The organism is Pseudomonas sp. 8BK (assembly GCF_902506475.1).
In the GTDB taxonomy this organism is placed as follows: domain Bacteria; phylum Pseudomonadota; class Gammaproteobacteria; order Pseudomonadales; family Pseudomonadaceae; genus Aquipseudomonas; species Aquipseudomonas anguilliseptica.
The window spans coordinates 984,648-1,006,512 of the sequence record NZ_LR733252.1 but is presented as its reverse complement, the minus strand read 5'-3'; the positions used below and the strand labels follow the sequence as shown (position 1 = coordinate 1,006,512).

The 21,865-nt window shown below is 61.9% G+C and carries 19 protein-coding genes, 2 tRNA genes and 2 riboswitches; of the genes, 16 read left to right on the top strand and 5 right to left on the bottom strand.

The genetic code is table 11. From position 1 onward, the window contains the following. The first annotated feature begins 17 nt into the window (after nt 1-17). A complete protein-coding gene (locus ACIN8IBEIGE_RS04565) occupies nt 18-356 on the top strand; it encodes a tryptophan synthase subunit beta (protein ID WP_090387759.1) in 339 nt (112 codons plus the stop codon). An 87-nt stretch (nt 357-443) separates the two neighbouring features. On the opposite strand, the gene lapD is transcribed toward ACIN8IBEIGE_RS04565, so the two are convergent. Continuing rightward, a complete protein-coding gene (lapD, locus tag ACIN8IBEIGE_RS04560; protein WP_160013614.1) occupies nt 444-2,378 on the bottom strand; it encodes a cyclic di-GMP receptor LapD in 1,935 nt (644 codons plus the stop codon). 374 nt (nt 2,379-2,752) lie between these two features. On the opposite strand from lapD, the gene ACIN8IBEIGE_RS04555 reads away from it, so the two are divergent. After that, nucleotides 2,753-3,391, top strand: coding sequence for a potassium channel family protein (locus ACIN8IBEIGE_RS04555; protein ID WP_178124325.1), 639 nt, complete (start codon nt 2,753-2,755; stop codon nt 3,389-3,391). A 14-nt stretch (nt 3,392-3,405) separates the two neighbouring features. Here ACIN8IBEIGE_RS04555 and ACIN8IBEIGE_RS04550 read toward each other — a convergent pair whose 3' ends face one another. Both ACIN8IBEIGE_RS04550 and ACIN8IBEIGE_RS04545 read right to left on the bottom strand, forming a co-directional pair. Further along, a complete protein-coding gene (locus ACIN8IBEIGE_RS04550) occupies nt 3,406-3,657 on the bottom strand; it encodes a DUF1145 domain-containing protein (RefSeq protein WP_160013613.1) in 252 nt (83 codons plus the stop codon). Between the two features lie 97 nt (nt 3,658-3,754). Then, complete coding sequence (locus tag ACIN8IBEIGE_RS04545; RefSeq protein ID WP_160013612.1) at nt 3,755-5,542, bottom strand: alkyl/aryl-sulfatase; 1,788 nt, start codon at nt 5,540-5,542, stop codon at nt 3,755-3,757. Nucleotides 5,543-5,639: 97 nt separating this feature from the next. Between ACIN8IBEIGE_RS04545 and ACIN8IBEIGE_RS04540 the strand changes: the two genes are divergently transcribed. Next, a complete protein-coding gene (locus ACIN8IBEIGE_RS04540) occupies nt 5,640-6,566 on the top strand; it encodes a LysR family transcriptional regulator (protein WP_160013611.1) in 927 nt (308 codons plus the stop codon). A gap of 18 nt (nt 6,567-6,584) precedes the next feature. Here ACIN8IBEIGE_RS04540 and ACIN8IBEIGE_RS04535 read toward each other — a convergent pair whose 3' ends face one another. Beyond that, nucleotides 6,585-7,031: a hypothetical protein gene (locus tag ACIN8IBEIGE_RS04535; RefSeq protein ID WP_160013610.1), complete on the bottom strand. Its 447-nt coding sequence runs from the start codon at nt 7,029-7,031 to the stop codon at nt 6,585-6,587. A gap of 248 nt (nt 7,032-7,279) precedes the next feature. Continuing rightward, nucleotides 7,280-7,404: riboswitch (guanidine-I (ykkC/yxkD leader) on the top strand. 54 nt (nt 7,405-7,458) lie between these two features. Between ACIN8IBEIGE_RS04535 and ACIN8IBEIGE_RS04530 the strand changes: the two genes are divergently transcribed. The 12 genes from ACIN8IBEIGE_RS04530 to ACIN8IBEIGE_RS04475 all read left to right on the top strand — a co-directional run bounded on the left by ACIN8IBEIGE_RS04530 (nt 7,459) and on the right by ACIN8IBEIGE_RS04475 (nt 20,868). Continuing rightward, nucleotides 7,459-8,535 carry a putative urea ABC transporter substrate-binding protein gene (locus tag ACIN8IBEIGE_RS04530; protein ID WP_160013609.1) on the top strand — a complete coding sequence of 359 codons (1,077 nt, stop codon included), beginning with the start codon at nt 7,459-7,461 and terminating at the stop codon, nt 8,533-8,535. Between the two features lie 176 nt (nt 8,536-8,711). Then, a riboswitch (guanidine-I (ykkC/yxkD leader) is annotated at nt 8,712-8,819 on the top strand. A 66-nt stretch (nt 8,820-8,885) separates the two neighbouring features. Continuing rightward, nucleotides 8,886-9,953, top strand: a complete 1,068-nt coding sequence (locus ACIN8IBEIGE_RS04525) for a putative urea ABC transporter substrate-binding protein (RefSeq protein WP_160013608.1) — start codon at nt 8,886-8,888, stop codon at nt 9,951-9,953. 79 nt (nt 9,954-10,032) lie between these two features. Then, nucleotides 10,033-10,848: an ABC transporter permease gene (locus ACIN8IBEIGE_RS04520; protein WP_160013607.1), complete on the top strand. Its 816-nt coding sequence runs from the start codon at nt 10,033-10,035 to the stop codon at nt 10,846-10,848. Then, nucleotides 10,845-11,630 carry an ABC transporter ATP-binding protein gene (locus ACIN8IBEIGE_RS04515; RefSeq protein WP_160013606.1) on the top strand — a complete coding sequence of 262 codons (786 nt, stop codon included), beginning with the start codon at nt 10,845-10,847 and terminating at the stop codon, nt 11,628-11,630. Before ACIN8IBEIGE_RS04520 ends, ACIN8IBEIGE_RS04515 begins: the two co-directional genes overlap by 4 nt. Nucleotides 11,631-11,632: 2 nt before the next feature. Continuing rightward, the gene (locus ACIN8IBEIGE_RS04510; protein ID WP_160013605.1) at nt 11,633-12,361 is read left to right on the top strand and encodes an urea amidolyase associated protein UAAP1; all 729 of its coding nucleotides are present in this window, start codon (nt 11,633-11,635) and stop codon (nt 12,359-12,361) included. A gap of 11 nt (nt 12,362-12,372) precedes the next feature. Beyond that, nucleotides 12,373-13,008, top strand: a complete 636-nt coding sequence (locus ACIN8IBEIGE_RS04505; RefSeq protein ID WP_160013604.1) for an urea amidolyase associated protein UAAP2 — start codon at nt 12,373-12,375, stop codon at nt 13,006-13,008. Nucleotides 13,009-13,166: 158 nt separating this feature from the next. Then, nucleotides 13,167-16,814, top strand: a complete 3,648-nt coding sequence (gene uca / locus ACIN8IBEIGE_RS04500; protein ID WP_160013603.1) for an urea carboxylase — start codon at nt 13,167-13,169, stop codon at nt 16,812-16,814. 219 nt (nt 16,815-17,033) lie between these two features. Next, nucleotides 17,034-18,506: a sensor domain-containing diguanylate cyclase gene (locus tag ACIN8IBEIGE_RS04495; RefSeq protein ID WP_160013602.1), complete on the top strand. Its 1,473-nt coding sequence runs from the start codon at nt 17,034-17,036 to the stop codon at nt 18,504-18,506. Further along, nucleotides 18,503-18,718: a cysteine-rich CWC family protein gene (locus tag ACIN8IBEIGE_RS04490; protein ID WP_160013601.1), complete on the top strand. Its 216-nt coding sequence runs from the start codon at nt 18,503-18,505 to the stop codon at nt 18,716-18,718. The genes ACIN8IBEIGE_RS04495 and ACIN8IBEIGE_RS04490 overlap by 4 nt, the downstream gene beginning before the upstream one ends. Before the next feature lie 2 nt (nt 18,719-18,720). Beyond that, nucleotides 18,721-19,413, top strand: a complete 693-nt coding sequence (locus ACIN8IBEIGE_RS04485) for a pseudouridine synthase (RefSeq protein WP_160013600.1) — start codon at nt 18,721-18,723, stop codon at nt 19,411-19,413. A gap of 401 nt (nt 19,414-19,814) precedes the next feature. Next, a complete protein-coding gene (locus ACIN8IBEIGE_RS04480; protein ID WP_160013599.1) occupies nt 19,815-20,699 on the top strand; it encodes an alpha/beta fold hydrolase in 885 nt (294 codons plus the stop codon). Between the two features lie 95 nt (nt 20,700-20,794). Then, nucleotides 20,795-20,868: transfer RNA gene (locus ACIN8IBEIGE_RS04475), tRNA-Gly, on the top strand. A 195-nt stretch (nt 20,869-21,063) separates the two neighbouring features. Here ACIN8IBEIGE_RS04475 and ACIN8IBEIGE_RS04470 read toward each other — a convergent pair. Then, a tRNA-Arg gene (locus tag ACIN8IBEIGE_RS04470) sits at nt 21,064-21,138 on the bottom strand. A 134-nt stretch (nt 21,139-21,272) separates the two neighbouring features. Here ACIN8IBEIGE_RS04470 and ACIN8IBEIGE_RS04465 point away from each other — a divergent pair. Further along, nucleotides 21,273-21,752 carry a GNAT family N-acetyltransferase gene (locus ACIN8IBEIGE_RS04465; protein ID WP_160013598.1) on the top strand — a complete coding sequence of 160 codons (480 nt, stop codon included), beginning with the start codon at nt 21,273-21,275 and terminating at the stop codon, nt 21,750-21,752. Nucleotides 21,753-21,865: the final 113 nt, after the last annotated feature.

Here is a 21,865-nt window from a genome sequence, read left to right as displayed (position 1 = left end):
AAGGCAAGGAGCGGTCGATGTTGTATGTAAAGCGGGATGCCTGGGGCAATTTGCAGCAGGTTGAGGCAGCGCCTTTCGAGGGTATGGATGGTGAGCTCCTGGCGGATAGCCAGGAAGCTGAAGCCTGGTATGCCAATCAAACGGTAGAAAGCAGCCTGCTGCAGCTCAAGCAGAGTGACCTGGACATGATCCGGGTACTGGAAGACTTGATTACCGTACTGATCCGCAAGGGTGTGGTACGTATTACTGATCTACCAGAAGCAGCACAGGGCAAGCTGGTCGGCCGTAGCAAGGCACGAGACGCCTTGGGTGGCTTGCATCGACTGATCAACGACGATGAGTCGGAGCTGATCTAACCCTGAGTGGGCCAGCTATTCAGAGCTGTTGCCGCGTCGGTCTAGGAGCAGTTCGCGGACAAGTCCGCTCCTAGAAGGCTGATAGCGCTAGCGCCAAGGTCCCGGCTCACCAAATAGACGCCCCTGTACGCCGTTGATAGCCATGGCGCGCAGTACCTGCCACTCCCCTTCGGTTTCAACTCGTTCGGCAATCAGTGGCAGATCTATGCTGTTAGCTGCACGCTGCATGGCTTCGATAAACAGGCGCTTGTCGTTTTCCTGGTCGATATCGCGGATATAGCTGCCATCGACTTTGAGGTAACCGAGGCCAAGCTTGGCCAGGTTGCCGATCATGCTGAAGCGCCCACCAAAGTGCTGCAAACCGAGGCCAAAACCCAGGCTGTGCAGACGCTGGGTCAAGCTTTCCAACGCGGCCTGATCAGGCAACTGATCTTCATCCAGCTCCAGGGTCAGGCGCGGCCCCAGCTGCCTGTATTGCTGCAACAGGGCATACAGCTCCGCCAGCGCCTGCGGTTCACGCAGGGTACTGCCAGACAGGCTCAACGCAACAGCAGCCTGATGACTTTGCAGTTGCGTCAACACCAGACCGAGCATGGCCCGATCCAGTCTCGCCGCCCAACCGAAACGCTCCACCCAGGGCAGAAAACGCCCGGCGGGAATCACCCCACCCTGCTCATCAATTACCCGCGCCAACACTTTGTGGTGCAGCACCCGCGCGGGCTCGTCGGCAGCCACCACCGGCTGGAAGAACAATTGAATGCGGCCCCGCTCCAGCGCTTGATCCAGCAGGTTGTACCAACTTTGCCTCTCGTCCACGGCCAGCACCTGCTCGGCCAATTCATTGAACGCCCAACTCGGCTGCGCCTGACAGGCGGCAAGAGCCAGAGCCGCATCCAACGCGCGATACAGCTCGTCTTCGGCCGCGCCTGGGGCAAAGCTGGTCAAACCGATGTGGGCCACAGGCAAACAGTCGCTGGCACCGGTCTGCTGCAGGCTGTGCAGACTCTGCTCAAGCTGCTCGGCCAGTTGTTGGACTTCACTACGGGCAAGACCCGGTGCCAGTAGAGCGAACTCACCACCACGGTTACGCGCTAGTACAAAACGCCCCCGACTGAGCTGCTGCAGTTGCTCGGCGATGCTGACCAGCAACTGATCGGTACGTTGGCCGCCTAAACGCTGATTAAGGCCGCTTAGGTCATTAACCCGCAGCAACAGCAGGTAACCGCTACAGGCCTGCTCCTCAACGTTGAGCCGCGCATGCAGCTGCAAATCGAAATAGCGCCGGTTGGCCAGCCCGGTCAGGCTGTCCTGATAGGCTTCGGCACGCAGCACTTCGCTGCGCGCGGCTTCCTCGGCAAACAATGCCTTGAGCTTGCCAACCATCTGGTTCATGGCGTTGACCACCCGGCGAAACTCGGGGGTTTTCGGCAGTTCCGGCAGGCTGAGGAATTCGCGACGGGCAATTGCATTGGACTGCGCAACCATATACTCCAGTGGGCGCAGCTGACGCTTGAGCAGCAGCACACCCAGAGCAATACACAGCACGCCGCTGAGGGTCAGCCACAGTAGATTGCCCAGAGTGCTCTGCCAGAGCTTACCGACGGCAAACAGTGGATGGCTGATCACCTGCACCTGCGCGGCTTGCCGCCAGCCGTCACTGACAATCGCATCACCCTGTGCGGCCTCCAGATCCACCAGTTGGGCAAACCATTGCGGCGCTTCGCCGCTGACCGGAACGCCGCTGCGCTCGACTAACAGCTCGCCAGTGGCAGGATCGGTCACACGAATGCTTTCAAAGTAGCCACTGTCGAAAATCGAGCTGACCATCAACTCGATCATCGCGGTGTCGTTGACATGCGGGCTGAGCGACAAGCCCAGTGCCGTGGCGGCATCCTGGGCATGGGCACGCAGTTGGTTGACCTGTTGCTCGCGCGAGCTCTCGACGCTGACCAGAAAACTGCCGGTGAAATTCACCAACATCAGCACACAGATGGCGATAAACAACTGCTTGAACAACGACATCAACCACTCCTGTCGGGTGGCCTTCGATAAAAGCCAGTTTCCCGAATATTTTCCTGCAAACGTGGCTCAGGCCACAGTTGTTGAGGATCAGCCAGCGGCTCGTTTACACGTTGTCGACATAGCGGCGACTGATGCGGACAGCCATGGTCTTGATCTCACCGCCGCGGATACACCAACATTGTCAGCAAAGCCGCAGAGTAGAACCTACCAAGTCGGAAGCGAGGGCGATATTCAACAGGAAAGTTGGTCCACAACCCCTAATAGCGGGCGTAATGGTGAGGGCCAGGAGGGCAAAATACAATCACCGAAGCGCCATGCTAGACACCGCTAGGCTGGCATGTTCAGACTGCAAAATATGTTTTGGAGAACGCTAGGTGCTCAACACTTTTTTGCTGCATTACCGCTTGCGTCTACTGTTCTTCGCCAGCCTGTTGTTGACCTGCATTATGGGCTGGCCAAAGCTGGCGCTATGGCCGGAATGGGGAGCCTTATTGTTGCTGGTGTTAGCAGGCATAAATACCCTGCGCCACAAGCGGCTCTTTATGGCCTTGCTACTCGTCTTGGGGCTGACCAATCTGTTGCTATTAGCCTTGGAGAAACTGGTCAACCTGCCCGCACCGTTAAGCGACGGCCTGGGCCTGGTGGTGTTCTACCTGGCGATGATGGCCTCGCTGTTTCACCGAGTGATCCACGAGCGACCGGTTACCAGCGAGCTGATCTACGGTCTACTAGCCCTATACCTGCAACTAGCAATGGCATTTGCCATGGCCTACCAGGTGATCAATGGTTTTGTGCCTGAGGCGTTCTGGAATGCCCACGGCGCGTTGCACCTGCATGACTTCGTCTACTACAGCCTGGTTACCCTGACTACGGTGGGCTATGGAGACATCCACGCTCTGGCACCCGCCGCTCGTCTGCTGGCAGGCGCTGAGGCGGTAGCCGGGGTGATGTTTATCGCCATTGCCGTGGCCCGCAGCCTAATGCTGATGAGCGACAGTGACGAGGAGGTCTAACAGGTGAATACGGATCAGGCCTTGGCCAAACTCTGCAAATGAACAAAACCAAACAGCAGCACCTGCACCCGCTGCAACCAGGGCTGCGGCTGGCCGACCAGGCGCGCCTTGAACAGTAGCATCTCGCCGAGGTGCGCCAGCAGCATGCCGCCGGCAATCAGGTTGACCGCCAGATACCAACCCTCGCCCATGGGGTAGAGCAGGTTGAGCAGCGCCAGCAACCAGAATGCGGCCAGCGCGCCTTTGGCGAATATCAGAACGGGCATACATCACTCCTTAATCAGGTGAAAAACCGGATTAGTCTGCCCTGATAGCACCTCAAGCGCGTCCGCACTTTGGTCGGGTTCGGTGACGCAGCAGCACTCAGCGCAGCGTCAGGGCAATCGGCTCATCGCTGAAATCGAAGCAGCCGAGAAAGGTCTTGATCTCCAGCAGACTGCCATCGACCTTTACATCGCCCAGCAGCGCGCCCTTGAGCAGGCCGTTCTCGCCACTCATCACAGTGTCCAGGTACGTCTTGTCGAGGGTCAGTTTAAGGGTGGTGCCCTCGGGGATGCCCTGGTGCAACTGCACCACACCGCGGCGCACTTCCAGCGCCCACTGCTCGCCGATATCCGGGAAGCTGAAGCCCAGGGTCAGCTCAACATCATTGGCCTTGTCCGGATCGACACGGGTAATCCAGTTCTGCAGGAAGATCCGCGCCGGAAAGTTTTGCAGCATATCCGCCGAGAGAAACGCGCTGCGCATGCTCACGGCCATCTGCTGGACATCCTCACCAGCCAGCTTGCCCTCCAGCTCCATGGCGCTCATCAGGTACCAGTTACGCCAGTTGATATTCATGCTGGCGTAGCCCAGCTTACGGAAGCTGCGCGCCTTGATATCACGCGCCAGCTTGTCCTCTTTGTCCGCCTGAATGGCGTAGCTGGAAAGCTCGGCGGCCCATTGGTAATCGCCTTTGAGGTAGGCGTCACCGGCGGCCAGCAGCAGTTTTTCCCGCCCCCCCATCAAGGCGATCAACCGCTCTGCCTTGTCTTTCGGCGGCAACGGATCGAGGGCCACCGGGTCACCCTGGAACCAGCCCAGGTAGCCGTTGTAGATCTGCCGCACGCTGTGTTTCACCGTGCCGTAATACTCGCGCAGGTAAGGCGTGTAGCCGGCCAGATGCGGCGGCAGTTTGACCTTCTCGACCAGCTCGTCCGGAGTCAGCCCCTTGTTCATCCAGCGCACGGTCTGGTCATGGATAAAAGCGATGCCGTCGCGGGTCATGCGCAGCACTTCCTCGACCTTATCCTGGCCGCTGACCGGGCGGCCGTGCAGCGGCACCATATGCTCGGCTTTGTAGGCGCGCAGCCTGTCCAGGCTCTCGACCCACACCACCGGGTCGCGGAACTTGGTACCGCGCAGGGTGTGGATATTCGGCAGCGTCGGTCCCTGCTCCACCTCGGCGCTGATCAGCACGCGGTTGTCCGGCAGGTAGACGGTGATTTCGTCTGGCGCTTCGCTGGGCACATGCAAAAACTGCAGATCCAGGCCGGCGATACGGGTGTCGAGCTTGTCCTTGAAGGTCAGGGTCGGCGCGATAAAGGTCGAAGCCTCGACCTTGGCCAGCGGGCCGATCCCGGCGTTCATCTGCTCGTGGTCACTGTCCGGCAGGCCGGCGCCGAAGCTGTAGCCGGAACGCACCGAGAGAATCGGCCCGACCAACGCGCCCTGGGCCACCACATTGGCCAACAGGGTTTCGTGGGCGATGATCTGCACCTCGCCGCTGCGCACCTGCTCTTCCGTGACAAAAGCCTTTACGCCGTTGATATGGTCCGGATGGAAGTGGGTGTAGACCACAGCCTTGACCGGCTTGTCGCTGATCTTGCGGAACTCGGCCATGATCTTGCGCGAGGCGCTGACCGCTTCGCCGGTGTCGATAATGATCAGCCCTTCCGGCGCCTCGATCATCGCCACGTTACCCAGCTGCCAGCCAACCGCCGAATAGACGTTGCCGGCCACCTGGTAGACCTTCTGCGCGAAGTGCTGGGTGTGCTCGGCCAGCTCCGGGTGGATCGAGGCTTTGATCTGCTCTTCCGGCAAGGCCGCATGGCCGGCCATGGGTAACGCCAGGCTCAGCAGCACGGCGGCAGTTCGATTAAGTGAAAACATGCGAAGGCGCTCATTGTTATTGGCAGTGCTGGAAGATTGGCCAAACGAAGTCAATAATTCCAATGCATTCCAAACTAAATAGCGATGCATTACACGCATGAATGACCTTCGCCAGCTCCGCCACTTTGTCGCCCTCGCCGAACACGGCCATTTCGCCCGCGCCGCCGAAGCCGTGCACCTCAGTCAGCCAGCCCTAAGCCGTAGCATCCAGGCGCTGGAAGCCAGCCTCGGCTGCAGCCTGGTCGACCGACACAGCCGCGGTATCAGCCTGACCACCCACGGCCAGCTGGTACTGGAACATGCTCAACGCCTGCTGGCCGGCAGTCGCGCGCTGAAGAATGCCGTCAGCCAGCTGGGTAATCTGCAAACCGGTGAACTGCGTCTGGGCACCGGTCCCTACCCGGCCGCGCGCCTGGTGCCACGAGCGCTGGGACGCATGGCGCAGCGTTACCCACGGGTGCGGATCAATCTGCAGATTGGCAACTGGCTGGAACTGCGCAGCAGCCTGCTGGATGACGCCCTGGAGTTGTTTGTCGCCGATAGCCGCGAGCTGCTTGATGACCCCACGCTGTGCATCGAGCCACTGCACCGCCACAGCGGCGTACTGTTCTGCCGCCCCGGGCACCCACTGCTGGAGCAACCGACGCTGCGTATGCACGATCTGCTCGACTACCCCATTGCCGGCACCCAGCTACCGCAGGCGGTCGAGCAGAACCTGCGCGCACTCAGCGACCGTGAACAGCCGCTGAGTATTCAGTGCGACAACTTTATGGTGCTCAAAGCCCTGGTGGCCGACAGCGACGTGCTAAGCATGGCGCCCTGGGATGTGGTGGCTGAGGATATCCAGACCGGACGCCTGGCCCGGCTGCCGCTGGAAGCAGGTGCATTGACCGAGCAATCCGCCTACGCCCTGATCAGCCGCGCGGGGCATAGTCTGTCTCCAGCGGCGCAGGCCATGCGGGAAGAGATACTGGCCGAAGATCGCCTCTTCGGCCGTCAGCTTGAAGGCGCGCCGAATTCGTAGCGCATCTGGGAATAGTGGTCAGTTGCGCTGCCGCTCCCAACCCTTACGCTCATCGCGCCGGTCATCACCTCGGCGCTCTCCACGCCATTGTGCATCGTGACGCTGCGCGCGCTGCTGATGGTTGCGGTAATGGTCACGGCGGCCATCCCAGCCAGCCTGCGGTTGCACAACGCGGTAGTCATGGCGCTTCTGGTATTTGTGCGTTTGGTAATGGCGCGGCTGCGGGGCCGGCACGTAATAGCGCGATGGGTGACGGTGATCATCGTAGCGTCGCCCGTCATGCTGGTGAGCCTTGTAGCGTTGCGGCTGCGGCACCACATAAACCGGGTAGCGTTGTACCTGATAGTAGGTATTCGAATGGCCGCGATCATAACCACGGTGGCCATAACCACTACCGTCGCCATAGACCGCGCAACCGCTTAAAGTCAAAACCAACAACGCCAGCAGCATGGATTTGTATGACATGGCGGCCTCCTTCGACCGCGGGTGCGGCAACGACCGTTGTCGCTGCCAGGGATTGCTCCCAATGAATAGACAACGGCGCAGGCCATCCAGTGCGCAGCAGCTGCTCTGCAGATTTCATGACAAATTATTTCAGCACTGATACTGCCTTCGCTTCGGCTTACACGCGCCAACCTGGCACAGTCCTCGCTTAACGTTCTGCGCATAAAGGAAATGCGTACGGCGGCAAGCAGCTTGCAGCCAGACAATCTGCAATGGTCGACTAGGGTTCCGGTTCGCTGAGCAAGCCTGCAGCGAATGGCTGGTCCGAGAGTCGACGACCTCACGCAGTGGCCACGGCCATGGGGTTACACGGCGGGATAAAAGCCCGGGAGAACGCACAGCACCGCTGTTCGCTTTCCTGTTCCCGCTGACTGACCCGAGGTTACCCATGCCCCTACGCACCTTGCTCGCCCGCCTGACTGCCACCTGCCTGCTCGCCGCCCTGCTGCTGCAACCGGCCCATGCTGCGAGTGAGCCGAAAACCTTCAAGCTGTGCTGGTCGATCTTCGCCGGCTGGATGCCCTGGGGCTATGCCGCCAGCGAAGGCATCGTCAACAAGTGGGCCGAGCAGTACGGCATCCGCGTCGACGTCAGCGAGGTGCCGGATTACGTCGGCTCCATCGAGCGTTACAGCGCCGGTGAGTTCGATGCCTGCTCGATGACCAATATGGATGCGCTGACCATCCCAGCCGCTGCCGGCGTGGACTCCACCGCGCTGATCATCGGTGACTTCTCCAACGGCGCCGATGCCATTCTGCTGCGCGGCCCGGGCCTGACGCTGAAAGACCTCAAGGGCAAGACCGTGCTGCTGGTGGAGAACTCGGTGTCGCACTACCTGCTCAGCCGCGCCCTGGAATGGGCCCTGCTCACGCCTGCGGATGTGACCATTGAACACGTGTCGGACACGCAGATTGCCGAGGCCTTTCTCGCCGGCCAGGGCGATGCGGTAATCACCTGGAACCCGATCCTGGCCAAGATCAAGCAGCAGACCCAGGTCAGCCAGGTATTCAGCTCCAACCTGATTCCCGGCGAGATCGTCGACCTCACCGTGGTCAACAGCAAGGTCCTCGCCGCCCACCCGGAACTGGGTAAGGCGCTGACCGGCGCCTGGTTCGAAACCCAGCGCCTGATGGGCATGCCCACCGATGCGGGGAGAACTGCGCGAGCCAAGATGGCCAGCGCCGCCGGCACCACGCCGGAAGATTTCAGCCAGCAACTCGACACCCTGCGCTCGTTCTACTCGCCGCGTTACGCCCTGGCCTTTGCCCGCGCCAACAAGATGCCCGAGCTGATGCAGCGGGTCGCCCAGTTCGCCGACCAGCAGAAGCTGCTCGGCAACGACGGCAAGGGCCTGGACAAGCTGGGTATCGCCTTCAGTGGTGAACGTAGCCTGGGCAATGCCGACAACATCCTGCTGCGCTTCGATGGCCGCTATATGCAGATGGCCGCCGACAAGCAACTTTGATCTGACGCCCCGCAATGCAGCACAGCCGCTGCATTGCGCACAGCCAGGGCGCACAAACCAGGCCTGGTGTCAGCAGAAACCCCGTGCCAGCGGGCTAGTTCAAGCTGGCACGATGCTCGCAATACCCAACTCGTGCAGGAACAACCCGCTGTGGCGGGATCGCGGCACCACAACTTGCAATAGCTGACTAGGGTTCCGATCCGCGTTCCGATGAATACGGGTGACTGGTCCGAGAGTTGGCGACCTCCTTCGAGGTTACACGGCGGGATAAAAGCCCGGGAGAACGCGCCCCACCCGTGGGGAAACCGCCGCGCACTCCTGCCCGTCTTTCTCGAACTGGAGGCTCCACCATGCGTAAGACCCGTCTGTGTTCAGTACTCGCCGCCGGCCTGGCCGCCGCCATCAGCCTCAATAGCCACGCCGCGCCGAAAACCGACTTCAGCGTCTGCTGGACCATCTACGCCGGCTGGATGCCGTGGGAATACGGCGAGGCCTCCGGCATCGTCGACAAGTGGGCGAAAAAGTACGACATCAACATCGATGTGGTGCAGATCAACGATTACGTCGAGTCGATCAACCAGTACAGCGCAGGCCAGTTCGACGGCTGCACCATGACCAATATGGATGCCCTGACCATTCCGGCCGCTGGCGGCGTGGACAGCACCGCGCTGATCATCGGCGACTTCTCCAACGGCAACGACGGCGTCGTGCTTAAAGGCGAGAAGAAGACCCTGGGTGACCTCAAGGGCCAGAACGTCAACCTGGTCGAGCTGTCCGTTTCCCACTACCTGCTGGCCCGCGGCCTGGAAAAAGCCGGCCTCAGTGAGAAAGACCTGAAAGTGGTGAATACCTCCGACGCCGACCTGGTCGCGGCTTTCGCCACCAGCGACGTCAATGCGGTGACCACCTGGAACCCCCTGCTGGCCGAGATCGAAGCCACACCGAACGTAACCAAGGTGTTCGACTCCAGCCAGATTCCCGGGGAGATCATCGACCTGATGGTGGTCAACAGCGACACACTCAAGGACAACCCGGCCTTCGGCAAAGCCCTGACCGGCGCCTGGTACGAGATCATGGCCACCATGAGTGCCGACACGCCAGCCGGCATTGCCGCCCGCGAACATATGGCCAAGGCCTCCGGCACCGACCTGAGCGGCTACGAGGCGCAACTGGCGGCGACCAAGATGTTCTACACCGCCAAGGAAGCCGTGGCCTTCGCCACCAGCCCGAAACTGCCGGCGACCATGACCAAGGTGGCCGAGTTCTCCTTCGCCCACGGTTTGCTCGGCGAGGGGGCGCAAAGCGCCGATGCCATCGGCATGAGCTTCGCCAACAGCGTGGTCACCGGCGACACCGGCAACCTCAAGCTGCGCTTCGACCCGAGCTATATGCAGATGGCGGCGGACGGCACGCTCTGAGACCCGTAGGGTGCGCCATGCGCACCCACTCCAACGAGTACCGATGGTGCGCCCGGCGCACCCTACGCAGAGACTCCCTATGCGTCTGATCAACCGACATCCGGATCGCGGCGGCCGCCTGCTGCTGATCCTGTTGCCCTTCGCCCTGCTACTGTTCGCCTACTTCACTGGCTCGACAGCACGTCTGGCGGACAACCCCAACGACAAGCTGCTGCCCAGCGCCAGCCAGATGGCCGGTACCGTCGAGCGCCTGGCCTTCACCGAGGACAAGCGCAGCGGCGAGTACCTGTTCTGGCAGGACAGCGCCGCCAGCCTGGCTCGCCTCGGCATGGGTATCGGCATCGCCGCCCTGGTCGGCCTGTGCCTGGGGATAGCAGCTGGCATTTTGCCGCTGTTTCGTGCGCCACTGTCGCCATTGCTCACCGTGCTGTCGATGGTGCCACCGCTGGCGATTCTGCCGATTCTGTTTATCGTTTTCGGCCTCGGCGAACTATCCAAGGTGATGCTGATCGTGATCGGCATCACCCCTGTGCTGGCCCGAGACCTGGAACAGCGCGCCCGCGAAATTCCGCAGGAAATCCTGATCAAGGCGCAGACCCTCGGCGCCAGCACCTGGACCCTGATCCTGCGTGTGGTGCTGCCGCAGTTGTTGCCGCGCCTGCTGATCGCCCTGCGCCTGGTGCTCGGCTCGGCCTGGCTGTTCCTCATTGCCGCCGAAGCCATCGCATCCACCGACGGCCTCGGCTACCGCATCTTCCTCGTGCGCCGCTACATGGCGATGGACGTGATCCTGCCCTACGTGGTGTGGATCACCCTGCTTGCCTGGCTGATGGACCTGGGCCTGCGCCAGACCACTCGCCTGCTCTTTCCCTGGTATGAAGGAGCCAAGGCATGAAGCCCTTCATCGAAGTCAAAAATGTCTGGCAGGAGTACGGCGATCAGGTCGTGCTCGAGCGTTTGAACCTGATCATCAACGAGGGCGAGTTCTGCACCCTGGTCGGTGCCTCCGGCTGCGGAAAGTCGACCTTTCTGCGCCTGCTGCTGGGCCAGGAACGCGCCAGCCGTGGCGAGATTCTGCTTGGCGGCCAGCCACTGGCTGGCGAGCCGGATAGCAGCCGCGGCGTGGTGTTCCAGCGCTACTCGGTGTTCCCCCACCTGTCGGTTCTGGACAACGTCGCCATCGGTCTGGAGCTGCCGCGCTCGCCCCTGCTCGGCCGCCTGTTCGGCAACGCCAAGCGCGAGGCCCGTGCCCAGGCCGAAGTGATGTTGCGCAAGGTCGGCCTCGGCCATGCCCTGGACAAATACCCCAGCCAGCTGTCCGGTGGCATGCAGCAACGCCTGGCCATCGCCCAGGCGCTGATCATGAAGCCCCGCGTGTTGCTGCTCGACGAGCCCTTCGGCGCCCTCGACCCGGGCATTCGCAAGGACATGCACGCCCTGCTGCTGGAGCTGTGGAACGAAACCAAGCTGACCGTGTTCATGGTCACTCATGATCTGAGCGAGGGCTTCAGCCTTGGCACCCGCCTGCTGGTGTTCGACAAGACCCGCATCGACCCGCATGCGCCGAACGCCTTCGGCGCGCGCATCACCTATGACATTCCGCTCAACAGCGAGCGCCGCGCCCAGTTGCCGGCGCAACTCGCCAAGCGCCTGCAACCCGACACCCAAGGAGCCTGAGCATGACGGCCTCTCTCGCCCTGCGCCCGACCCTGTACGAAGAGCTCGTACCGGGCGGCGGCCATACCTCGTTCGTCCTCAAGCGCGGCCAGCTGCTGCGCATCACCGATCTCGAAGGCGACGCCAATGTCAGCCTGCTGCTGCTCAGCGCCGCCGAGAAAAGCGAACGCCTGAACCTGCCGGACACCCTCAAGTGCCAGCACACCGCCAAGCTCACCGCCGGCCACTGCCTGTACTCGGATATGGGCCGCGTACTCGCCGCCATCACCGCCGACACCTGCGGCTGGCACGACAGCTTCGGCGGCGTGCTCAACGCACAGGAAGTCGCCGAGAAGTACGGCGCCGGCCGCTACCAGGAACTGCGCAACGGTTTCTTCCGCAACGGCGTGGACAACCTGCTGGTGGAAATGGGCAAGTGGAACCTCAACCTGCAGGACCTGCTGATGGCGCTCAACCTGTTCAGCAAGGTGACGGTCGATGGCGACGGCCGCTTCCACTTCGAGCCGGGCAACTCCAAGGCCGGCGACTACATCGAGCTGTACGCACCGATGGACACCTTGGTGGTACTCACCGCCCTGCAACACCCCATGGATCCGAATCCCGAGTACGCGCCCAAGCCGGTGCAACTGAGCTGGAGCAAGGTCGAGAGCGACGGCATCAGCGTGCTGTGCCGCACCTCGCGCCCGGAGAACGGTCGCGGCTTCCACAACACCGAACGGCTTTATATCTGAGGGCTGCCAGCATGACTCTTACCCATAGCGACAAGCACCCCGAAGCCGCCGTCTACCGCCACGAAATCCCGGCCGGCGAGCCGTTTCTCTGCGAAGTCAAAGCCGGACAGACCGTGCGCCTGCTCGACCTGGAAGGCAACCAGGCAGTCGACACCCTGTTCTTCTCGGCCCGCAACCCGCGCGAGCGCTACGACCCGCAACGCACCCTGCGCAAGCAGAACAGCGTGTACCTGACCACCGGCACCATCCTCTACTCCAACCTGGGCAACCCGTTGCTGACCATCAGCGCCGACACCTGCGGCCGCCACGACACCCTCGGCGGCGCCTGCGCCCAGGAGAGCAACACGGTCAGATACGCCCTCGACAAACGCTACATGCACAGCTGCCGTGACAACTTCCTGCGCGCCAGCTTGCACGACGGCCGCCTGGAGAAGCGCGACATCGGCGCCAACATCAACTTCTTCATGAACGTGCCGGTGACACCCGAAGGCGGCTTGACCTTCGAGGACGGCATCTCGGCGCCGGGCAAATATGTGGAGTTGGCGGCGCATATGGACGTGATCGTGCTGATCTCCAACTGCCCGCAGCTGAACAACCCCTGCAATGGCTGGAACCCGACGCCTGCCGAGGTGCTGATCTGGAACTGAGCTCGTGGGAGCGGCTTTAGCCGCGATGCTTTCGCGCGGTCCTGCTTCGCGGCTAGAGCCGCTCCCACGCGCAACCTACCGATTTATCCACCCCGGACGACCGTGGTGCAGACCGAATAGCAGCGGGACGGCCCGCCAACCCTTTCGAGGGCAAGCAGATGTTCGACAAACTCCTGATCGCCAACCGCGGCGCCATTGCCTGCCGCATCCTGCGCACCCTGCGTCAGCTCGACGTCAAGGGCGTGGCCGTGTACTCCGAAGCCGACGCCGCCAGCCTGCATATCCAGCAGGCCGATGAGGCCTTCAGCCTCGGCGAGGGTCCGGCCGCCGGCACCTATCTGGTGGTCGACAAGATCCTCGCCGTCGCCAAGCAGACCGGTGCAAAAGCCATCCACCCCGGCTACGGCTTCCTCTCCGAAAACGCGGCGTTTGCCGAAGCCTGCGAAGCCGCCGGCATCGCCTTTGTCGGCCCGACGCCCGAGCAGCTGCGAGTATTCGGCCTGAAGCACACCGCCAGGGCACTCGCGAAACAGCATGGCGTGCCGATGCTGGAAGGTACCGAGCTGCTGGAAAACCTCGACGCCGCGCTGGTCGCAGGCGAAGAGGTCGGCTACCCGGTGATGCTGAAAAGCACCGCCGGTGGTGGCGGCATCGGCATGCGCGTGTGCAACAGCGCGGCCGAACTCGCCGACGCCTTCGAGGCGGTCAAGCGCCTGGGGCAGAACAACTTCAGCGACAGCGGCGTATTTATCGAGAAGTACATCCAGCGCGCCCGCCACCTTGAAGTGCAGGTATTTGGCGACGGCGCCGGAGAAGTGCTGGCCCTGGGCGTGCGCGACTGCTCGGTACAGCGACGCAACCAGAAGGTGCTGGAAGAAACCCCGGCGCCCAACCTGCCGGCCGGCATGGCCGACGAGCTGTGCGCGGCGGCGATCAAGCTGGCCAAGGCGGTCAGCTACCGCAGCGCCGGCACCGTGGAGTTCGTCTACGACAGCGAGGCCGAGCGCTTCTACTTCCTCGAAGTGAACACCCGCCTGCAGGTCGAGCACGGGGTCACCGAACAGGTGTGGGGCGCCGACCTGGTGCGCTGGATGATCGAACTGGCGGCCGGCGACCTGGCCCCGCTCAGCCAGCTGGCCAAGGGCCTGAAACCCAGCGGCCATGCCATCCAGGCGCGCCTGTACGCCGAAGACCCGGGCCGCGACTTCCAGCCGAGCCCCGGCCTGCTCACCGCCGTCGAATTCCCCAAGGCCGATGGCAAGAGCCTGCGCATAGACACCTGGGTCGAAGCCGGCTGCGAGATTCCGCCCTACTTCGACCCGATGATCGCCAAGGTCATCACCTGGAAGCCAACCCGCGAAGAAGCCAGCGCCGCGCTGAACCAGGCCCTGGCCGACACCCTGCTGTACGGCGTGGAAACCAACAGCCAGTACCTGCGGCAAATCCTGGTCGATGCGCCCTTCGCCAGCGGCTCGCCCTGGACCCGCTGCCTGGAAAACCTGACCTACCAGGCACACACCGTCGAAGTGCTGTCCGCCGGCACCCAGACCACGGTGCAGGACTTCCCCGGCCGCCTCGGTTACTGGGCCGTCGGCGTGCCGCCATCGGGGCCGATGGACGACCGCGCCCTGCGCCTGGGCAACCGCCTGCTGGGCAATGACGAAGGCGCCGCCGGCCTGGAAATCACCATGAGCGGCCCGCTGCTGCGCTTCAACACCGATGCAGTGGTAGCCGTGACCGGCGCGGAAATCCCCGTCACGCTCGATGGTGTTGCGCAGCCGCTGAACACCGCCCTGCTGATCAAGGCCGGCAGCACCCTGAGCCTCGGCACCATCGCCGGTTCTGGCGCGCGCGCCTATCTCACCCTGCGCGGCGGCCTGCAGGTGCCCGAGTACCTGGGCAGCAAGAGCACCTTCACCCTCGGCCAGTTCGGCGGCCACGGCGGCCGCGCCCTGCGTGCCGGCGATGTGCTGCATATCCCAGAATTGAGAAATCTGGAGTCCGGCGCGCAACTGCCCGCCGCACTGTGCACCGCCCTGCCCGCCGTGCGCGAAATCCGCGTGATCTACGGCCCGCACGGCGCGCCGGAATACTTCACCCCGGCCTATATCGACACCTTCCTCGCCACCGACTGGGAAGTGCACTTCAACTCCAGCCGCACCGGCGTGCGCCTGATTGGCCCGAAACCGGAGTGGGTGCGCGACAGCGGCGGCGAAGCCGGCCTGCACCCGTCGAATATCCACGACAATCCGTACGCGATTGGAGCCGTGGACTTTACCGGCGATATGCCGGTGATCCTCGGCCCGGATGGCCCGAGCCTGGGCGGCTTCGTCTGCCCGGTGACCATCATCGAGGCCGACCTGTGGCAGCTCGGCCAGCTCAAGGCTGGTGACAAGCTGCGTTTCATGCCCGTAAGCATCGAAGTCGCACGGCAACTGGCCAAAACGAAAAATCTCGAGTGCGCCGATCTCTGTGGGAGGGGCTTTAGCCGCGACCCAAGCAGCACTGATGTCGCGGCTAAAGCCCCTCCCACAAAAGCCACGACCTCCCACACCTCGCCCATCGTCCTCGACATTGGCGAAGCCGACAAACGCCTGGTCGCCCGCCTCTCCGGCGACACCCACCTGCTGCTGGAAATCGGCCAACCGGAGCTGGACCTGGTGCTGCGTTTCCGCGGCCACGCGCTGATGCAGGCGCTGGAAGGATTGAACCTTAACGGTGTGATCGACCTGACTCCGGGTATCCGCTCGCTGCAGGTGCATTACCAGCCGGAAACCCTGGCCCTTAGCGATCTGCTCGGCATCGTCGCTGGCGAATGGGACGCGGTGTGCGCCGCACAGGACCTGCGCGTGCCGTCGCGCATCGTTCATCTGCCGCTGTCCTGGGACGACCCGGCCTGCCAGCTGGCGATCGAGAAATATATGACCACGGTGCGCAAGGACGCGCCCTGGTGCCCGAGCAATCTGGAATTTATTCGCCGCATCAACGACCTGCCCAATCTCGATGAGGTGTACAGAACGGTCTTTGAAGCCAGCTATCTGGTGATGGGCCTGGGCGACGTCTACCTCGGCGCGCCTGTGGCCACGCCGCTCGATCCGCGCCATCGACTGGTCACCACCAAGTACAACCCGGCGCGCACCTGGACCGCGGAAAACTCGGTGGGCATCGGCGGCGCCTATATGTGCGTGTACGGCATGGAAGGCCCCGGCGGCTACCAGTTCGTCGGCCGTACCCTGCAGATGTGGAACCGCTACCGTGAAGTCGCGGCCTTCGACGGCAAGCCCTGGCTACTGCGCTTCTTCGACCAGATCCGCTTTTACCCGGTCTCGGCCGAGGAGCTGCTGCAGATCCGCCGCGACTTCCCGCTCGGCCGCTTTGATCTGCGTATCGAGCACAGCGAACTGGCCCTGGCCGACTATCAGGACTTTCTCGCCAAGGAAGCCGAAGGCATCGACGCCTTCCGCACCCAGCAGCGCGCCGCCTTCGACGCCGAGCGCCAGCGCTGGATCGAGTCCGGCCGGGCGCAATACGACAGTGAAGAAGTGGCACCCGAACTGGGCGATGACGCGCCGCTCGGCGCCGGCCAGCATTCGATCGACAGCCATATCGCCGGCAACCTCTGGCAGGTGCAGGTCGAAGCCGGCAGTACGGTCAAAGCCGGCGACGTGCTGGTGATTCTTGAGTCGATGAAGATGGAAATCCCTCTGCTCGCCCCTGTCGCCGGAACGGTACGCGAGGTGCGCGTACAACCCGGCTCGCCGGTACGCGCCGGGCAGAGCGTGGTGGTGCTGGAAGAGGCTCAGTAGAGGTAGGGTGGATGACGCTTCACCCATCCACCAACTGCGGCCTGATGGTGGATGAGAAAAGCGTCATCCACCCTATGCGCTGCCAACACGTTAGCGGTCAGTCGCGGCTAAAGCCCCTTGCACATGACTGAGGCCATACGGCCAGCGCTCCATGTTTCAGCAGCGCCGGCCGTTGCCGAAGGCTACAATGCGGCGATTATTTAACCAGCAGAGCCTTGCATGCCTCACAAATCCCCCCTGGCCCGGCAATGGTCCTTGATTGCGCTGCTGCTGGTTCTGCTCGGCTGTGGCTTCCTTGCCACCTCCCTGGCCAGTTACTACACCGCTCTGGATTCGATCCGCGCCGGCATCATCAACACCGAACTGCCGCTGACCTCGGATAACGTCTACTCGGAAATCCAGAAGGACCTAGTTCGGCCCATCCTGATTTCCTCGATGATGTCCCGCGACACCTACGTGCGCGACTGGGTGCTGGGCGGCGAGAAGGACCCCGAGCAGATCACCCGCTATCTGCGCGAGGTGCAGGAGCATTACGCCACGGTCACCAGCTTCTTCGTCTCCGAGAAAACCCACACCTACTACCAGGCCAAGGGCGTGCTCAAGCAGGTCAAGCAAGACCAGTCGCGTGATAACTGGTATTTCCGCGTGCGCGACATGCAGACCCCGTACGAGATCAATGTCGACGTCGACATGGCCAACGACGACCGCATGACCGTGTTTATCAACTACAAGGTGTTCGATTACCAGCAGCGCTTTATCGGCGCCACCGGCGTCGGCCTGACCGTGGATGCCGTGGTCAAACTGATCGACACCTACCAGCAGCGCTATGAGCGCAGCGTGTTCTTCGTCGACACCAATGGCCTGCTGGTACTCACCGGCGCCAGCGGCGGGCCGATGGGCGCGCGGGTTGGCCAGTCGCTCAGTGAAATCCCGGGTCTGGAAGAGCTGCAGGCCAAGCTGCCGCATCCGCAAAGTGGCGACTTCGAGTACAAGGAACACGGCCGCGACCACTTCCTCAATGTGCGCTTTATCCCCGAGCTGAACTGGTACCTATTTGTCGACAAGCATGAGGACGGAGCGGTCGCCGGCATCCGCAAGTCGCTGTACCTCAATCTGCTGATCTGCCTGGTGGTCACCGTTATTGTCATCAGCCTGGTGAGCCTGGTGCTGCGCCGCTATCAACGGCGCATCAGCGCCCTGGCCACCACCGACCTGCTCACTGAGCTGCCCAACCGCCGTGGCTTTGACCTGCTGGCCAACCAGGCCGTGCAGGAAGCCCGGCGCAGCCCAAGCGCGCTATGCGCCCTGATGCTCGACCTGGACAACTTCAAACAACTTAACGACAGCCACGGCCATATGGCCGGTGATGAAGTGCTGCGCCGCTTTGCCAGCAACCTGCGCAGCACCGTGCGCCAGTCCGACATCATCTGCCGCTGGGGTGGCGAGGAATTTATTTTGCTGCTCAAGGACACCACGCCCGAGCAAGCCCGCGAGCTGGGCGAGAAAATCCGCCAGCAAACCGAGCAAAGCAGCATCAGCTTCAACGGCGCGCAGCTGCGCATCACCACCAGCATCGGCCTGGCGCAACTGCATGCCGATGAATCCCTGGAGCAGCTGATCACCCGCGCCGACCGCGCCCTGTACCGCGCCAAACAGAGCGGCCGCAACCGCCTGTGTGAAGAAATTGCATGAATGCTGACACCAGCCGCTGCCCCTGCTGTGGGCAGCTTAACCAGTGCGCCCAAGCTGGCGCCGACGCGCCAGTGAGCGAGTGCTGGTGTTTTAGCGTACCCATCGATGACGATCAGCTGGCCAAACTGCCGCCCGAACAGCGCAACCGCAGCTGCCTGTGTCCACGCTGCGCCCAGGGCTTGCCGCCCGAGACGCAGCCAGCAGCTGATTAGCCATGCGCCTCGACCGTTTTCTCAGCAACCTGCCCCAGCTCAATCGCCAAGCCGCCCGCCAACTGCTGGCCAGCGGCCGCGTACGAGTGGACGGCGCGGTGGTTTGCGATGGCCTGTGCGAAGTCAGCCAGTTCAGCCGCATCGAGGTCGATAGCGAGCTGCTGCAAGCCGGCAAAGCCGCACGCTACTTTATGCTGCACAAACCCATCGGCGTGGTCAGCGCCACCGAACATGAGCAACACCGCACCGTGCTGGATTTGCTTGAGGAGCCGGACAAAGCCGATCTGCACCTGGCAGGCCGTCTGGACCTGAACACCAGCGGCCTGCTGCTGATCACTAACGACGGCCAATGGTCACGCCGCCTCACCGAGCCGCGCAGCCGTCTGGGCAAGGTCTACCGCGTCGAGACCGAACAGCCGATCAGCTCTGAATACATTGAGGTGTTCGCCCGTGGCCTGTACTTCGCCTATGAAGACCTCACCACCCTGCCCGCCGAGCTGGTCATTCTCGATAGCCACAGCGCCCTGCTGACTCTGCACGAAGGCCGTTATCATCAGGTCAAGCGCATGTTTGGCCACTTCCAAAACAAGGTCATCGGCCTGCATCGCCTAAGCATGGGCGCCATCCAACTCGACCCGCAGCTGGCACCCGGCCAGTACCGCACCCTGACGACAGCGGAAATCGCCTGTTTCTAAGACAGCCCGTGCTCAAGTCACATGCTTAGCTAGCTAACCGACAAACGGTTGTTCGATATCCCAATATTCACTTGCGCCAGCAGGAACACGGCTGTTTAAATCGAACCACAAGGTCTTATCGTGACTTAACAGTCACGAAAGCCGTCTAAGCGTTCCATCGGTTACTTGCGCGTTGCGCGAAATGGGTTCCTGCCTGGTCAAAGACGCCACTCCACACCTGCTAAAAGGTCGTGGACGGATGCTCTATTTCAGCCCTAACTGATTGAAAATAAATAACTTATAAAATCCTCCAGCCTGACATCTTGTTGTCACGTCCAGGCGCTTTCCTGACTGTCCTACTTAGCCCGGTTCAACGGCCCAGCCGTTTTGCCATGCCCATTTTTGCGCCAGGAGGAAACGACATGAAGCCAGCCATCGCTGTCGTCGATATTCACAGGACGTTCAAGGTACACACGGAGTTTTACGCCAACCCCAGCGCACGCAAGACCATCATCCTGATCAACGGTTCGCTGGCCACCACCGCCGCCTTTGCGCAAACCATCAAGTACCTGCAGCCGCAGTTCAATGTGGTGCTTTACGATCAGCCCTACGCTGGCCAGTCCAAACCGCACAACAGCCATAGCCGGCCCATCAGCAAGGAAGATGAAGCCGCCATCCTGCTCGAGCTGATCGAACAGTTTCAGGTCGACTATCTGCTGTCGTTCTCCTGGGGCGGCGTCGCCGCCATGCTGGCCCTGGCGCAACGCCCGGCGCGTATAGAAAAGGCGGTGATCACCTCCTTCTCGCCGCTGCTCAACGCGCCGATGCTCGACTATCTGGAAAAAGGCATGACCTACCTGCATGCCATAGACGGCGAAAAGGTCGGTCATCTGGTCAACAGCACCATCGGCAAATACCTGCCCTCGCTGTTCAAGCGCTACAACCATCGTCATATCAGCAGCCTCGACAGCCACGAGTACCTGCAGATGCACGCGCACATCAACCAGGTGGTGCACATGGACAACCACTGTCAGATGGACTGTCTGGCGGGCATCGACATCCCGCTGCTGTTTATCAACGGCGAGCACGACGAATACACCTCGCCGGATGACGTGCGCCTGTTTGCGGAGCACCTGAGCGACTGCCAGTTCGCCATCATCAACAACGCCGGGCACTTTCTCGATATGGAGCACAAGAAGGCCTGGCTGCAGAGTCAGGCCGTGATGCTGGGCTTCCTGCAGGCCCCGGCACGCAACAGCTCCAGCTACCGCCCACAGCACGACCAGCACCACGCGATAGCCGTATGACGCACCGTCACGCCCCAAGCCTGCAGCGCGTCAGTACAGATAGCCGCGCTGCAGGCTTCATTTCAGCCAAGACTTCCGGTATAAAGGCACCCGCTGCGGGCGTCGTATAGTGGTAATACCCTAGCTTCCCAAGCTAGAGCTGTGGGTTCGATTCCCATCGCCCGCTCCAAATCGCAATTTTTAAAGCCCTGATTTCTAACAAGATTTCGGGGCTTTTTGCTTTCAGGGTCAAAGGGACGCACGTAGGCCAAAGCGAAAGCAGCACTTGGCTGAACGAGATAACCCATTGAAAAACGAAGTAAGCGCTTAATAGCACAAACACACCATCAGGCATTTGTTAACAACCCTGACGTGCTGCAGTAGATGGCGTTCCCAACTGGATTCGAACCAGTATCTAGCCCTTAGGAGGGGCTTATTCTATCCATTGAACTATGGGAACCGAGGCTGGATAGACGGGCCACCAGCGGGCGGCATCTTAGCGAGGCTGAGCGGTTTTGTCATGCCGCTGCCATCATCTCGGCGCCATACTGCCAACTGACTGCCAACCGGCTGTCATAAGGAGAGGAGATCGCCATGCGCCCCGCTGCTTCGCATCATCTGCCGGATTCGCCGTTTGCCGATTTTCACCTGCGTGCGGTCAGCGTTAACGATGCTGCTGCCCTGGCGGCCTTACTGCAGCAGCTCGCGCCTGATGAGCCGCGTGCCGATGCCAAGCTGCTGGCTTTGCTTCTGAACGAGCTGCCGGTGAGCCGTGTGGTACTGGTGGCCGAACGTGACGGCAAGTTGCTCGGCACCTGCACGATCAATTTGATTGAGCACCTGGCGCACAATTTTGCCCGCTCGGCGATTCTGGAAGATGTGGTGGTGGATACTGAGGCGCGCGGCCTGGGGATTGGCCAGGCGCTGATGGCCAAAGCCATCGAACGCGCCCGCGCCTGGGGTTGTTACAAGGTGGCGCTGTCCAGCAGCCAGAGCCGTGAGGCCGCCCATGCTTTTTATGCCAACCTGGGGTTTAAGCCGCATGGGATTAGTTTGGCGCTGATACTGGACTAAGCAGCTGTCAAAGGCCTTTGTAGCGGCGGCGACTCCTAGTCCATGCTGGCGAATCGCCGTTGACCTGAAAGCATCGCGGGCATGGCCCGCTCCTACACATTGTGTAAAACGTG